The sequence below is a fragment of the Flavobacterium sp. ZB4P23 genome (assembly GCF_003970375.1).
Taxonomy (GTDB): Bacteria; Bacteroidota; Bacteroidia; order Flavobacteriales; family Flavobacteriaceae; genus Flavobacterium.
In genome coordinates, this window is sequence record NZ_RYDK01000001.1 from 514,165 (window position 1) to 528,609 (window position 14,445).

General features: G+C 31.6%; 14 protein-coding genes. 10 read left to right on the top strand and 4 right to left on the bottom strand.

What is annotated here, in order from left to right:
- The first annotated feature begins 148 nt into the window (after positions 1-148).
- The 3 genes from EKL99_RS02120 to EKL99_RS02130 are packed head-to-tail and all read left to right on the top strand — an operon-like array spanning position 149 to position 1,148.
- Positions 149-355 (top strand): hypothetical protein, encoded by a 207-nt coding sequence (locus EKL99_RS02120; RefSeq protein WP_126463458.1) that lies wholly within the window; start codon positions 149-151, stop codon positions 353-355.
- On the top strand, positions 336-695 hold the full coding sequence (locus EKL99_RS02125) for a hypothetical protein (RefSeq protein WP_126576311.1): 360 nt from the start codon (positions 336-338) through the stop codon (positions 693-695). Before EKL99_RS02120 ends, EKL99_RS02125 begins: the two co-directional genes overlap by 20 nt.
- The gene (locus EKL99_RS02130) at positions 696-1,148 is read left to right on the top strand and encodes a hypothetical protein (RefSeq protein WP_126463454.1); all 453 of its coding nucleotides are present in this window, start codon (positions 696-698) and stop codon (positions 1,146-1,148) included.
- A gap of 356 nt (positions 1,149-1,504) precedes the next feature.
- Here EKL99_RS02130 and EKL99_RS02135 read toward each other — a convergent pair whose 3' ends face one another.
- Positions 1,505-2,578 carry a PepSY domain-containing protein gene (locus tag EKL99_RS02135; RefSeq protein WP_126463452.1) on the bottom strand — a complete coding sequence of 358 codons (1,074 nt, stop codon included), beginning with the start codon at positions 2,576-2,578 and terminating at the stop codon, positions 1,505-1,507.
- A 10-nt stretch (positions 2,579-2,588) separates the two neighbouring features.
- A complete protein-coding gene (locus tag EKL99_RS02140) occupies positions 2,589-4,976 on the bottom strand; it encodes a TonB-dependent receptor (RefSeq protein ID WP_126562951.1) in 2,388 nt (795 codons plus the stop codon).
- Between the two features lie 720 nt (positions 4,977-5,696).
- Here EKL99_RS02140 and EKL99_RS02145 point away from each other — a divergent pair.
- Positions 5,697-7,616, top strand: coding sequence for a hypothetical protein (locus EKL99_RS02145; protein ID WP_126576312.1), 1,920 nt, complete (start codon positions 5,697-5,699; stop codon positions 7,614-7,616).
- Between the two features lie 264 nt (positions 7,617-7,880).
- Positions 7,881-8,168 (top strand): DUF3892 domain-containing protein, encoded by a 288-nt coding sequence (locus EKL99_RS02150; protein ID WP_126576313.1) that lies wholly within the window; start codon positions 7,881-7,883, stop codon positions 8,166-8,168.
- A 270-nt stretch (positions 8,169-8,438) separates the two neighbouring features.
- Here the strand turns inward: EKL99_RS02150 and EKL99_RS02155 are convergent, their stop codons facing one another.
- Positions 8,439-9,167 (bottom strand): superoxide dismutase, encoded by a 729-nt coding sequence (locus EKL99_RS02155; protein ID WP_126576314.1) that lies wholly within the window; start codon positions 9,165-9,167, stop codon positions 8,439-8,441.
- A 23-nt stretch (positions 9,168-9,190) separates the two neighbouring features.
- The gene (locus EKL99_RS14845) at positions 9,191-9,394 is read right to left on the bottom strand and encodes a hypothetical protein (protein WP_370453900.1); all 204 of its coding nucleotides are present in this window, start codon (positions 9,392-9,394) and stop codon (positions 9,191-9,193) included.
- 296 nt (positions 9,395-9,690) lie between these two features.
- Between EKL99_RS14845 and EKL99_RS02165 the strand changes: the two genes are divergently transcribed.
- The 5 genes from EKL99_RS02165 to EKL99_RS02185 all read left to right on the top strand — a co-directional run bounded on the left by EKL99_RS02165 (position 9,691) and on the right by EKL99_RS02185 (position 14,318).
- Positions 9,691-10,494, top strand: a complete 804-nt coding sequence (locus EKL99_RS02165) for a serine protease (protein WP_126576315.1) — start codon at positions 9,691-9,693, stop codon at positions 10,492-10,494.
- 660 nt (positions 10,495-11,154) lie between these two features.
- Positions 11,155-12,252, top strand: a complete 1,098-nt coding sequence (locus EKL99_RS02170) for a Fic family protein (protein WP_126576316.1) — start codon at positions 11,155-11,157, stop codon at positions 12,250-12,252.
- Positions 12,253-12,583: 331 nt separating this feature from the next.
- Positions 12,584-12,832: a hypothetical protein gene (locus EKL99_RS02175; protein WP_126553756.1), complete on the top strand. Its 249-nt coding sequence runs from the start codon at positions 12,584-12,586 to the stop codon at positions 12,830-12,832.
- A 282-nt stretch (positions 12,833-13,114) separates the two neighbouring features.
- Complete coding sequence (locus EKL99_RS02180) at positions 13,115-13,636, top strand: hypothetical protein (protein ID WP_126553754.1); 522 nt, start codon at positions 13,115-13,117, stop codon at positions 13,634-13,636.
- Positions 13,629-14,318, top strand: a complete 690-nt coding sequence (locus EKL99_RS02185; protein WP_126553752.1) for a nucleotidyl transferase AbiEii/AbiGii toxin family protein — start codon at positions 13,629-13,631, stop codon at positions 14,316-14,318. The genes EKL99_RS02180 and EKL99_RS02185 overlap by 8 nt, the downstream gene beginning before the upstream one ends.
- The last annotated feature ends 127 nt before the right edge of the window (positions 14,319-14,445 follow it).

Genomic DNA, 14,445 nt, shown 5'->3' on the forward strand with positions numbered 1-14,445 from the left:
ATTGTAACAATACTTATAAAAGTCTTTATTTACGAACTAGAATAAATAGCTTGACATATGGTAAAACTTTAAAAAAGCGTTATTTGTTGATGTTATTTACAAGTTACAAGCAAGCAGACCCTATGACACTTAAAACCAATAACAGAATATGACACCAGAACATAAACAAAGTATTTTACCTCAAATTGAAGAGTTTTGGAAACTCGATATAGATAAGAGAGTAGCGGAAACATATAAAGACTTTCAAGACTTAACAACTGTTTACATTGGTTATTATTCTGTGACTGAATTTACTGAATTCTCTAAAAAAGCAATCGGTGCAGTTAGGTCAAATTTTGCAATCAAAATTATTTAGTATTTTACCTTTTCAATATCAATTTCAAAATGATTTTGGAGCAGGGAATTTACGTGATGATTTAAGTAGTTTTTTAGCACATTGTGCTGGAAATGATTTCAATTCAGCTGTTGGATTTCTTTATAGATTAGTATATTATCAAGTTCAAAATGGAGTTTGGGATAAAGAGCAACCTATAGACAAAAAAAAGAAAATGGAAATTGTTGACGAGTTAGAAAGCCGTTTGCTATTGATATCAGAGAAATTAAACCAAAATATTGAATTAAATAACAAGCTAATTTCAGAACTTGAAACTAAAAAAAATAACATTACTCAATTAATATCTACAAAAAACACTTGAATGAAAATTAGCAGACCTGCGATAACGAAATTATCCGAAATGATATGTGGGAACGAAGCTTTTAACCATTTCTCTTATCGTTCTTCATCTCAACTGACAAAATTTTTCATAGACAATGACCTAGACTTTGTTCACGACGGTTCAACCCGACATTCTTGGGTTCAAGACGTTTTAAATAAACTTAATGAGCAATCAAGCGAAATCGAAAATTTGCCAAATCGAGATTTAATCAAAGTAATAATATCGTTAGTAAATCCAGATTATTATCTCTTTGATGAAAAATTAGACCATAAAAAAGCTGTTGAAGATGTAAATAAGGCTTTAAAATCATCAAAAATAATACTTAAAGAAAAAGCTGACGGACAATATCTACTAACACACACCACCGAACCCTTCGGCTTCGCTCAGGATAAACCAAGCGGGTCACGTATACGGCGGTTAGCAAAAAGATGAGTTCAATTCGATTCTTCAGATAAGAATAATCTTCTTTTTGTAACGGTGTTTGGTTATATTTGAGGGTAATGTGACGGAGGTTATTTTATAGACTGGCGTTATCGGCTATCTTAAAAGACTGCTAAGTATTACTGGTAATAACAACTCGATCTCGATAGATTCTGTGTTGATTTACAATTAAAATATTGATTTATTTTTGTTTTTCAAAAAAAGACACTTCTGTAAAAAGTGTGTAAGTTTAAAAATATAGGGGTTTGACTTTTTAATTAAAGTTGAACTCTTTTTTCAAATATAGTTTAGAACTGGGTGAAGATTAATCCCCAGTTTTGAATTTTAGCGGTGACAATAAATTGCCGTCAACCAGGAAACTTCCTTAGTCTTCGTTTCTTAGAAAGATATATCCTAAAGCCAGTGATATACAATGTAAGGGGAATAAGTCCAGCGATAAAAACAAGAATCCTACCAAATAGTCCTGCAATTTCACCTGTGTGTACAGGGTAAAATTGTGCTGCCAAACGGTTGCTAGTAGCATCATTCCTATAATCTGTTAAAGAGATTGTTTTTAGGTTTGTGCTAACCGTCAGTTCTTTGGTTTTTCTAAGTCCTTGCGTTTTAAATCTACTCTCAATATATCTAAACCGATAGTTGTCATTTGCATCTTTAAGATAGTAAATGGCACGCAAGTCATAACTTTTATCGGAATCTAATAAAATCGTTGCAAAGGATGGGGGATTCTTATTTTGTGTTTCTTGTTTAAGAATTGTTCTACTATCTAGCACTGATAGCGCCTTTTTATAATAGGAATTATACGTAAAATAGGCACCTGTAAAGGAAATTGTCAAAAGTGGGATAAAAAAGCTAACCCCCAATACCTTATGAAGATCAAAATTAAATTTCTTTTTCTTACTCTTCCATTTAATTTTAAACCCGTTTTTAAGGGTAGAACTATAGGTTTTGTACCAAATGTAAATTCCCGAAAGCAATATTAATAAAAGAAAAACAATAGTACTTGTGCCAGTCACATACTTGCCTATTTTTGGAATGAAAAGGGTACGGTGAAATTTTAATAAATCTTCAAAAAACACAATTGAAGCTGACTTCTCTCCTAAAAACTGCCCATTTTCTGAATTATAATAATTGGTTTTCCCGTTTTTAAATTCAATAGAAATTGTTTGCTGCTCTCTATATGGTAGAAACATTTTGCTAATACTATCCGAGTGCGTCGTTGCTAAAGAGGATGCCGTTTTTAAAAAAACGTCATCCTCTAAACTATCTATGTTTTTCATCTTTAATAGCTCAGGGTTAAGTGCCGCGCTGAATTCTGGTTGCCATACATACATAGCACCAGAAAGGCCAGAAATCGAAGCAACTAAACCACATGTAATACCTACCCAAAAATGAATTTTACGCACTATATTCCCTAAAGCCATCAAACAGAAATTAAAAATTATATTGTAAACTTACTTTAGCGTTAGCCCCTTCGCCAGCTCCTGTAAATGTTTTTAATGGGGATGCCCATTGCGATCTTGCAGGAAGATAATACTCGTTTAACAAGTTATTTACCGCTAAGGACACAGACAAGTTAGGTTCTAATTGGTAAGCCAAAGAAAGATTAACTAAGGTATAACCACTTACTGGAAATTCAGTATGTCTATATTCATATTTGTTAGTGTTTACATTTAAAAAAGGATCAAATCTTTCTCTGTCTCCCGAATTGGTAACTCTAATAGAAGTACTTACTTTTGGTATCGGTCTCCAATTTGCATACACAGTCAATTTTGGTGCGGAGATAACATCACCTCCTAAATAGCTTAAGTTATTTTCATCTCCTATATTATATTTTGTACCTTCAACATACGAATAAGAGGTTCCAAATTGCCATTTATCGTTTGACGTAAAATAATCTACAGCAACCTCTCCGCCATAAATGCGTTGTGGTTGTTTTGAAGGTTGAAATGTATTTAGCTCATCAACAAAAACAATTCCCGTACCCAAACTTGAGGTACTGTAATACCCAACAGCCTCAAACTTCAGGTTATTAAATTTAGATAAAAAACCAAATTCATAGTTTTTAGTCACTGCAGCTTCTAACTGAATATCATTAATATTACTTGCTGTTGCAGAACGTAATACAGAACCTAAATCTGCAATTGAAAAACCTTGTGAGTAACTTACATATGGTATAAATTCTTGATGCTCAATATAACGTACACCAAAATTAAAGGCGAGATTATTAAAGTTTAGTTTACCACCCTGTACCTCTACAGACGGGCTAAAGTTACCATCACTTTTACCGGAATACGGCAAAGTACTATAATCAACAATGTCCATATTAATATCATCATAACGCAAACCCGTTTTGACAACCCATTTTTCATTAAATTTAAGGGTGGATTGTGCGTAAGGCGCCCAGCTAATCATTTCGATATTAGGCACCCATAACCTACCATCTAATAATCCTTGATTGGTTTTATCTCTAAGTAAATCTACACCATAAGTAAGTGTAATATCTGCCGCCTTGTTGTCTGATAACTTCGTGATAAAATTTGGTCTTAATCCATATTTTTCTGCATTTATTACAGATTGGCCTCCGTTTTCAAACTTATCAGAATAAAAGAAAATGTTCTCTGTGTTTTGGTAATATAAATCAGTTTGAAAGTCTGTATTTTCAGAAAATATATTGTTTAAATTATAGGTCAATTGTGCATTACCAAGGATCGAACCATTAGCTTTTTCTCCCACAATAGTCCCTTTTTCACCATATCCAGCTGTTATGGCATAATCTCCTTCTTTATTAAAAACGTCAACTATGGCAGCTACAGGAATAAATGGAGAGTTTTGTGTCGATTTATAAAAATTCCCTCCTAGCGTTATTTTTTGATTTGCAGATAATTGATACTCAATCTTTCCTAACGTACTGTATATTTTAGAATTATCAAATCCATAGGTCGGTAAAAGCGGAATGCCTTTAGCATCATATTTATTGCCCGTTTCTTCATAACTCCCGCTAATATAATACCTGAATTTATCTAAATTCCCTTTAAAGGATTGATAAACCCCAAATCCTAATGCGTCTTTTGTTTCTGCTACATTAGATGTACCCCAAACATTGGTGGAGCCTTCAAATTTTTTGATAGAATTAGGTTTTTTAGTAATGTAATTAATAAAACCGCCGTTACCACCGTTACCAAAAATAGAAGTAGCTCCTTTTATAACCTCCACGCGACTAATATCATTAGGAGTAATTGATTTTATTCCTAATTGTCCGTTTCTTAAAGGTGAAGATTGCGGAATACCATCAACCATAACTAGTAAAGATCGCCCACGTAATGTTTGTCCCCAGTTAGAAAAAGTACCTGAAGACATCGCTAAACCTGGCACTGTAAATTCTAGTATTTCACTAATATTTGAAGTAGATTTAGCAAACTCTTGCAGTGTAGCTTGTCCAATAACTGTAACCGAAGCCGGTATTTCTGATAAATATTCTGAGTGCCTGCTGGCAGAAATTACAACTTCATCTAAACGGCTTATATCATCTGATAAAGTAACATTGTATACTACTGAACTAGTACCATCAAACTTAAAGCTTTTGACTCTAGTTTGGTAACCAAGCATTTCAATCCTAACTGAATAAGTTCCCTCTTTTATGTTAGACAACAAATAATCTCCAGAAACATCTGTAATCGTATTATTTCCTAATTCTTTAATATGCACAGTAGCTCCTATGACTGTTTGATTATTTTGGTCTGTAACTCTACCCTTTAGATTTGATTGCGAAAATCCCTGAACTGATAGCAGCGCAGCAGCAATTAAAATAATAATTTTCATGTTATTCTTATTTAGATTTATTAAATATAAAGTACGAAAGTAAAACTAAAAAGAAAGTTAGCAAAGGAAAATTAAGTTTATTTTAAGAAATAAATGATTAGAGGGTAAGTCCAGCTTATGATCTGTTGAATAGCCGTGTTCATATAGACGATAAAGAATTTGCGTTGGATGATGGACTATTACCTGAAAATTTAGATCAAGGAAAAGTAAGGCAACAGTTTTTTGTCTTTGCGGTGCATATAGGCATCAGTGAGAAAAACTTTAATGATATCATGGAGTTGCGTTATCACAGTCAGAAAAGGCAGAAAAAGTGGTAGCTGCTTCTTTCCTAAACGATGCTACTAAGAGAAATTATTGGCAGTCTTACCAAGGCCGGCTAAAACAGTTAATGAAAGGATAAGCTTTCTATATAGTAATATGTACCACAAAATATAGAAAAGTGCTGCTGGTATTTGTTGAACTAGGGCTCCTAAAATTTAATTGGCATGATAAACACAAAAACCTCGTTCACCACAAAATTTAAGGAAATTATCTCAATCCAATTATAATAGTGTACTAAAAGTTGTATATATTTGAAAAAGAATAAAGCGAAACAAAACTTCTGGAATCAATCCCTATAGGGTATATATGCGAAGATTTGTTTCGCCAATATGCGAGTTACCAGCAATTTTACCTCAGAATCAGAAATCTAACGTAAATTTATAATCAAAATAGAAGAAAATGTCAGATGCTTTAAGAAGGGTTGTTTATTATTCAAATGATGATTTAAGTAGTGGAATAAATTTAGAAAATGCAGAAAAAATAATTCAATTATTCGATATGAATAATTCATTTGCGATAAATGATTTACTAGAATTATATAACGTTCAATTATACTTCAAAAACAATCTTCGCTTACCTGCTTGGTCTGATGAACAATACGAAAAATATAAAACTATAGTAAGCGGGTTTTGGGAGTTAATAAAAAACTTTTTTTTATCAATTGAAAACTCAAATTTCACTCAAGTTTTTAAAGAAATAAATTTCAAGTATTCTCATAATTTTTGGGAATTATTCAACAAATTAAATATATTTAAAAAAATTGATTCTAGTTTAATATCAGCTTTATTGACTTCTAAAAAATATATATTTCAAGAAGTTTTATATAACCAAGAATTAGTAAATTACTATTCAAAGGTAATTCTAGAGCATTTTGAAAAAAATCCCGAAACTGCTGAAATAATTTTATCTCACTACGAGGAAATTTCATTTCGTGAGAAGAAAAAAATTTACATACCTAAAATCTTTTCTTTTGATAAAATTGAAATATTGATCAACCGCTATATTTCGCTTTCGGAACCGAACTTAAATTACATTAATCTTATTGTAAATTCTCAAAATTTAAAACTTGATTATAAAACTAAATTTAGGGCTTCTAAAAAAGAACGTGAAATCACAAAATCATTTTTCAAGGAAAACAATGGAATATCATATGGTGTTGAAATTGGAATTTCTGGAGAACAATTAGAACCTAAATCATTAAAATACAATGAAGAAAAGAATAGATTAACTTACACTTATAGTGAAAATCATCTTAATAACAAAAGAGATTTTTTTTCGATATTCAAAAACTTCACTTTCTTATTTGAATATGTCAACTTTCAAGGTTGTATGAATTTAGTACAACGAACTTGCGAGATAGACACTATGGATAGGATTTTTATGCGTTCAAAAGCAGAATATTTAAAATATATAAAATTTAATCAAAAAGAACTTCTCTCTAATGGACAATTTGCTATATACAAGTATTATTTAAAAAATAACAATATTGATATTGAAGATATTATTTCTTTTATAGTTGTAGAGACACTGCAAAAAGTCTATGGAATTGGAAAACTAAAAATATCACTACCCTCAAAAGAAACTGAATTTTTTGAAAAGGTTCGTATTCTAGCACCTGAATTAGAATTTCTACTAAAACAATATAATGCATTTATAGAAGACGGAGAGATAGATTTTGAATTATTACGGTTTAACTCATATCCCATCTATTTCAGCAAACTAAAAAGCAAAGTAGAGATTAAATATGTATATGCTAAAGGCGAAAATATTTATCGCATAAAAAATAGTTTGTTTTCGACACATTCATCTTTAACATATATTGCACCATTTAAGAATAAATATAGTCATCTGTATGAACTCCTTTTAAAAGAAAATGTCACTTATGATTTATTTGAAGGTTTTCAACAACGAGATATTGATTATCTATTAGAGAAAAAAATCATTTTTTTTGATATCGAAAACTTTATTAGAGTTGATCGAATTATGTCTCTTATTTTTAGTTCCTTTCATTATCAAGAGGTTATTAGTTTTTGGCATTTTCCTTTAGAAGTAAGAAAAATTTTAATTGATTTAGAAAAGCAGAATGAAGTAATATTTGAAAATTGTTTGTTTACTCGAGAAGAAATACGCTATTTAAACTATAATTTAAATAAAAAAGAATTTTCCAACGGTTTAGATTTACGCAATAAATACATTCACGGCTCAAACTCTGAATCGAAAGATGTTCAAGAAAATGATTACAATGTACTTTTAAAAATTTTGATATTAATTCTTTTAAAAATTGAAGACGATATATTTATAAGTAAAAGAGAAAACTAAAAACTAAAACTACTGGTGACAGCAGGGTTCGTTGCGTGCGCAGCACGAACAATGAAACCTGTATTGAACGGAGACGGATGTAGTTTTGAAAAGTACTTTTTTTAAGCTTTGGGATTTGTAGACTGGAATAATACTATTTAGGAAAAGATGCTGTGAGGTGTCTTTCTTTATTTAATTATATTTTTTACGATAATAATGTGGAAAGCCGTAAAATACTGAATATCATTACTGATATATTTGTAGCTCAACCTAAATATTTTAATTATGGCTTTATCGTATGAAATCAAATGTATCAACAAATCTGACAGGACAAACATTCACGAAAGGATTGTAAACATTGGGGGTATTAAAACAGACGGCAATCGCTGGAAGATAAGCAAGAAGGAGGCTATTTCGGCAATTGAGGCAAACAAATGGCAATTTTATGTAGGTCAAGGAGTGAATAAAGTAGATGTAATTATTGCAGAAAGTGCTGCTGGTTACAAATACTTAAAAACTAAAAATGACACAACTACAACTAACAATCTTTTAAGCCTTCCTGAATGTCCATAAGTTATAAAAACTTAATTAAAAAAATAGGTCACAGAAAGTGAATATCCCATTATTTATAAAATGTTACTTGATATGAAGTGTCAGAAAAAGAAAACACAAAAAATATGGTTTTCCTAAAAGGGCGTCGATGCTTTTTGTTTCCTTTTTATTTTGTAAAATCCCGATGGTCATCCGAAAGAATTGAGATTGGTGCTATTTTTTTTAATAAAAAAAGAATACTTGTCTTTTACAACAAACATCCTTTTTGAATTAAATAACTAACCTTAAATACTACCTTGTTAACTTCAACGCATCGTTCAATCGCATGGCCACGTTATCCCAATTGATGATATTAAATAAGGCATCCACAAAATCGGTCCGTTTGTTTTTGTATTTTAAATAATAGGCGTGTTCCCAAACATCAATAACTAATAAAGGAATGGCACCCCATTGTGTTAGTTTTTCGTGGTTTTCGCATTGTAAAATCACCAAACTATCGCTGTATGGTTGATATGCTAAAATTCCCCAACCATTTCCATCAACATTTTTTGAGGTAGCAGCAATTAAGATTTTAAGTTTATCGAAACTTCCGAAATTTTTCTCTATTCGCTTTAGTAAATCGCCTTGTGGCGAGGTATTTTTATTAGTTAGGTTTGTCCAAAATATGGAATGTAAAATATGTGATGAAAAATGATGGGATAATTTTTTTGTCCAAAAATCAATGGTTTCCAAATTATTTTCGGCCAATGCTTTTTTTATCATTTGCAAATCTTTGTTTGCCCCTTTTACCGCACCACCATGATGAAAAACATAATGCAAATGCAAGGTCTCTGAATCCATATAGGGTTCTAAAAAACTTTCACTATACGGAAGTGTTTGTTGAATATAATTACCGTTTGCATCAACCAATTTATCAATTGAATTATCAGCTAAATTTGTGGCAAATGCATTATTTGTTGGAAGAATTAGCGAAGCTGCACCTAATAAAGTGCTCGATTTTAAAAACTCTTTTCTGTTCATAGTATTAATTTTATAATGATACCTCATACTGCTGGAACAGCAATAATAGATGGTTCTTGAATTTTCTTAATATAAAGTAAAGCAAAAATTGTTGCAATAGCTATTAGTACCGTAGGAATATCTAAAATACTTCTTGTTGCGATTATAATAACTGCACCTACCAAAGCTCCAATAACCGTCGCAGTAACACCTTCTACAAAGGCTTTAATTGATTGATTTTGTGCAATTTTCTTTAGGTCTTTACCTGAGAGGGAAGATTTATAAGTTTAGGAGGAATTATGATAAAAATGATAGTTGAAAGAGTAAAGGGAAGAGGTAGAAAGATGCTGAGAGGTGTCTTTTTCTTGACATTTATTTTTTGATAATGAGGAAAACCGTAAAGTATTGTAAAAATGGTTTTGTATGTTTGAAACTGTAAAGGAAAAAACTAAAATTTGGCACAAAGCCAACCTAATTTGGGTAGATTTAAGCCATTTTATGGCTGGTATAAATAAGTTAGCAACATTAACAGAAACAACGCAATATGAATGAAATTATCTTCTCCATAGTTATGCTTTTTCAAGTAACCAATGGAAATGTTTTTAGTACAGCAACAGGATTTTTTTATGAGTCTAACGGGCGAATTTTTTTAATTACGAATAGACACGTAGTAAATTATTCAACTACAGATTCCACGGCTAAATTAGTAGTTAAGATTCATACTAATAAAACAGATTTAAGTAAGTTTAAAACTGTTGAAATTCCATTAGTCAAAGACAGAAAAATTACGTGGCTTGGGGACTCTAATCCAGAAATAGACGTAGTAGCAATTCCGATGGAGAATATTGACATATCAAACACAGTAATTAACACTCTTTCAAATAAAAATTTTCCTCCTCAAGGTTTAGAACTTGAAGTTGGTTCTGAATTACTTGTTATTGGTTATCCTAGAGGTTTTACCGATAAAATAAATCAACTTCCTATTACTAAAAATTGCATAGTTTCTACACCAATAGAAATTCCGTTTGACGGTAAACCTTATTTTTTAATGGATGGTAATTTATTCCCTGGAATGAGTGGTTCTCCCGTAATTACAAAAGCATCATCAACTCATAATATAAATGGAGGAATTTCTTTTTCTAGTTCCACACAATTTTTCTTTATGGGAATTCATAGCGCTAGTTTTTACAAAGAAATTGGTATAAAAGAAAACCCCATTTATGTATTAGAAAATGGAGAAATAAAAATTAAAGGTTTTAATAATGAGCCTGTAAAAGAAAATTTAAGTTTGCAAACTTGTTGGTACAATGGAATAATTGAGGAACTAACAACACCTAAGATAAAATAACGTTGCCGAACAGCTAAGATTTCGTTGCGTGCGCAGCATGAACAATGAATTATAATCACCGAATACCAACAAAAATAAATTCAATGAGGTAAACCCGTGTTGAACGGAACCGAGTACCTGCCGTCAACACTATGGAGTTATCGTAAAGATTGTAGCGGTATTTTCAAGAGGATTTTGTTCCTCTTTTTTTGCGGAGTAGTTTCAGCTAGTTTTTTCGTGTTTTCCTTCACTTTTGAACACAAATTCCCTTACCCGTAAAATTAATTTTGATAGGAATTTAAACATTACAGACGAATGCACCACAATTGAAGCCAAAAAAGGTTCTGCAATCGACACTTCAATAATGGAAAATATTTGTGCGTTTTCTAATTAACCCGGTTTGGGTGGTGGGCTAATTGTGCTTGGTGTTGTAAAAGATGAAACTTCGTTATTCCAAAACTATTTTATTGAAGAATTATATTTACCCTCAATAAAAGTTAAATAATAACAAAAAACAAACCCCGATATTTAATGTCAATTACCTTTTTGTAAAGAAAGAAAAACTTAAAATCAAACGAGGGCAATATTTACTCTCAAAAACAAAACGAGAGTAAATTTTTATTATATTTACACTCGAACACAAATTAAAGGTAATAAACGCCTTCGTTTAAAAATTATAATATGAGTAAGAGAATAACACATAATCCAGAAATTGCGTACAATGATTTGCCGTTATTACCCCCACAAGCGGAAATAGAAAATACTACAATACTCAAAAAAACAATTGCAGCCAGTAGAGCTTTATCAGAGCTAAAAGGAGCAATTACAAATTTACCCAATCCAACATTATTTATAGACACAATCAATTTACAGGAAGCACAAGCTAGTTCTGCAATTGAAAATATAATCACAACACAAGACGAACTGTTCAAAGCATCGATTGCTGAGAAAAAAAATGATAATCCTGCTACAAAAGAAGTAATGCATTACAAAAATGCCTTGTGGTTTGGTGTAGAACAAGTAGAAAACCGACCTATCCTAACGACAAATCTATTTGTTGCAATAATGCAAATCATAAAAGAAAATCAATCCAGTATAAGAAATGCACCTGGAACACAATTAAAAAACCCAGCAACAAACTCTGTAGTCTATACACCACCAGAAGGAGAAAATGTAATTAGAGAAAAGCTAAAAAACCTAGAAGATTTTATTCACGCAGAAGATAATATTGACCCATTAGTAAAAATGGCAATCATTCATTACCAGTTTGAAGCAATTCACCCATTCTTTGATGGAAATGGTCGTACAGGAAGAATTATTCTATTATTATACCTCAAAATGACAGGCTTACTTGATTTATCGGCACTATATTTAAGTAATTATATCATTCAACACAAAGACAAATACTACACCAATCTCAGAAAAGTAACAGAAGAAGGAAATTGGGAAGATTGGATTATATATATGCTGGATATGGTGGAACAAACAGCCCTAAAAGGAAGGAGCCAAATAGCGGAGATTGAAAAACTGATGAATGAAATGGGAACCGAAATACAACAAAAGTTACCAAAAATATATTCAAAAGACCTTATGGAAGAGCTATTCCGATTACCATATACAAAAAGAAACCAATTAGAAAAGGCAGGATTAGGCAATCTAAAAACGGTAGGTAATTATTTAAAAGAATTGGAAAATCACGGTTTCTTGAAAAGTGAACAAGTGGGCAAAGAAAAGTTGTATCTAAATTTTAAGTTGTTAGAAGTTTTGAGAGTAAAATAATTAAAAAAGTAATCAATAAAAATATGGCTGACTTAAATCACAATCCAACGGAATATATTAGAGGAATCCAACAAATTCTTATTGGATATTCCGGGTCAAACTGAACACCCCATTCCGGTTCAAACTGGACAGGTGATTCCGGAGCAAAGTGAACACCTCATTCCGGTTCAAACTGGACAGTTTTGATGATGATTTTTAGTCCTACTTTGTGATCAAATCACATCAGTATGGCCAATAAATTAATAGGATCAATTATGATACGAGAAATCATGGGTCATATAAATTTTCTGGGGATTAGGCAAAAAGTTTTTCCATTCTAAAGAGAAAGAATTTGATATCTACGACACGCTACTTTTCTCCTGCAAAAGAACATGAATTTAAAACTATTGTCCTTAACTCTTCAATTGTAAGCACGGGTGCCAAAATGAAAACATTAAGAAATATTGATTCATTTGATAACAAAATGATAAGTAAAGTTCAAACTTTAATGAATACAAGAAATGCTTTTGCGCACTTGCCATTAACAAAATCAGCAACAATAACTGCTACCAATAAAGGAGAAACCTTGTTTGGAATTTAGAGGACGTATCAACTCAATTAGACATAATGAATTCAAGCGGTGAGATTAAGAAAAAAAATACTAAAAGAATTAATTATAGAATATCAGAATGTTTTAGCTGAAGTCAATACATACTTAGAATCATATTTTACACATAGTATTTAAATAATTAACCTCAACTCAATTTGTTATAGTCAATAGAGATATATTGCATATCGCGATATGCGATATAAAATAGTAATCTATTGTTTTATAAGTAAATATTAAGTAATATTGCATATCGCAATATGCAATATAAAGAAAATGTCCCAAATAAAAAATAATCTAAAGCCACAAGACATAGTAATCCTCCTAAAGATTATCGCTTTAGGAAACAAAGATTGGTTTCACCATACACTGGCAGAAGAATTGGGAATGAGCCAATCAGAAGTCAGCCAATCTCTCAATCGTTCCAAATATGCAGGCTTAATTGATGACGCAAGAAAAAAAGTAAACCGTATAGCATTCAATGAATTCATCATCCACGGCATAAGCTATGCGTTTCCACAACACCCTGGACCAATAGTAAGAGGTGTACTGACAGCCCATTCTGCAGAACCGTTAAATAAAATTATAAATGCCTCAGAAAAATATGTTTGGCCTTACGCTAGAGGAAACGATAGAGGTCAAGCCATCGAACCGTTATACAATACAGTAGTAGAAGCAATACTAAAAGATAACATATTATACGAATTACTGGCAATGGTCGATGCATTGAGAGTCGGTAGAGTAAGAGAAAAAGAAATAGCGAAAAAAGAACTGGAAAAAAGAATACTAAATGCATAATAAAATAATAAATCTAGCTTTAGTAGCTCAAGTAGCAAAAGGCCTGGAAGAACTGAGAGAAAAAATGGTATTCATTGGTGGAGCAGTGATTAGCTTGTACACCGATGACCCAGCTGCAGAAGAAATCAGACCGACTTCAGATATAGACATGACCATAAACTTAGCTAACTATAACGAATGGGCACAAATGCAAGAACGCTTGGCAGAACTAAAATTTTATCCAGATCCTGAAGGACATTCTATTTGTTCATACAAATATGATAAAATAGCAGTAGACATAATACCTGCAGAAGATAGTAGCATCGGAATTTCTAATATATGGTACAAGCCAGGCTTTAAATACCTACAACAAATTGATTTGCCAGAAGGAGTTAATATAAACATTTTACCTTCACCCTACTTCCTTGCCACAAAATTAGAAGCATTTAAAGACAGAGGCGCAAATGATTTCTACGGTAGTCACGATTACGAAGACATCATCTACCTATTAGACAACAGAACCTCAATTGTAGAAGAAATACTCGCTGCCGATGAAGATGTTAGAACATACATAAAACAAGAAATAAATGGCATAAAAAAGCATCCGCAAGCAAACGAAATTTTAGCCATGCACATTCATCCATTAATAAGGGAAGAAAGGTTTGGTATGTTGATGGAGAAAATTGAAAAAATTACAAAATAAAAAATATAAACCAGAAGCTTTTTACTACTGGTTTACCTTTAGAAATAAAATGATTACAACTAGTATTATAAAATATGCTATTCTGTTTTACTAGTATGGCTACTAGTTTCACAACTTATAACCTCCA

Bases quoted from the DNA above. Each gene is read 5' to 3' on its own strand.
- EKL99_RS02120 (WP_126463458.1), top strand. From the start codon at position 149: ATGACACCAGAACATAAACAAAGTATTTTACCTCAAATTGAAGAGTTT.
- EKL99_RS02130 (WP_126463454.1), top strand. From the start codon at position 696: ATGAAAATTAGCAGACCTGCGATAACGAAATTATCCGAAATGATATGT.
- EKL99_RS02135 (WP_126463452.1), bottom strand. From the start codon at position 2,578: ATGGCTTTAGGGAATATAGTGCGTAAAATTCATTTTTGGGTAGGTATT.
- EKL99_RS02140 (WP_126562951.1), bottom strand. From the start codon at position 4,976: ATGAAAATTATTATTTTAATTGCTGCTGCGCTGCTATCAGTTCAGGGA.
- EKL99_RS02145 (WP_126576312.1), top strand. From the start codon at position 5,697: ATGTCAGATGCTTTAAGAAGGGTTGTTTATTATTCAAATGATGATTTA.
- EKL99_RS02150 (WP_126576313.1), top strand. From the start codon at position 7,881: ATGGCTTTATCGTATGAAATCAAATGTATCAACAAATCTGACAGGACA.
- EKL99_RS02155 (WP_126576314.1), bottom strand. From the start codon at position 9,167: ATGAACAGAAAAGAGTTTTTAAAATCGAGCACTTTATTAGGTGCAGCT.
- EKL99_RS02165 (WP_126576315.1), top strand. From the start codon at position 9,691: ATGAATGAAATTATCTTCTCCATAGTTATGCTTTTTCAAGTAACCAAT.
- EKL99_RS02170 (WP_126576316.1), top strand. From the start codon at position 11,155: ATGAGTAAGAGAATAACACATAATCCAGAAATTGCGTACAATGATTTG.
- EKL99_RS02180 (WP_126553754.1), top strand. From the start codon at position 13,115: ATGTCCCAAATAAAAAATAATCTAAAGCCACAAGACATAGTAATCCTC.
- EKL99_RS02185 (WP_126553752.1), top strand. From the start codon at position 13,629: ATGCATAATAAAATAATAAATCTAGCTTTAGTAGCTCAAGTAGCAAAA.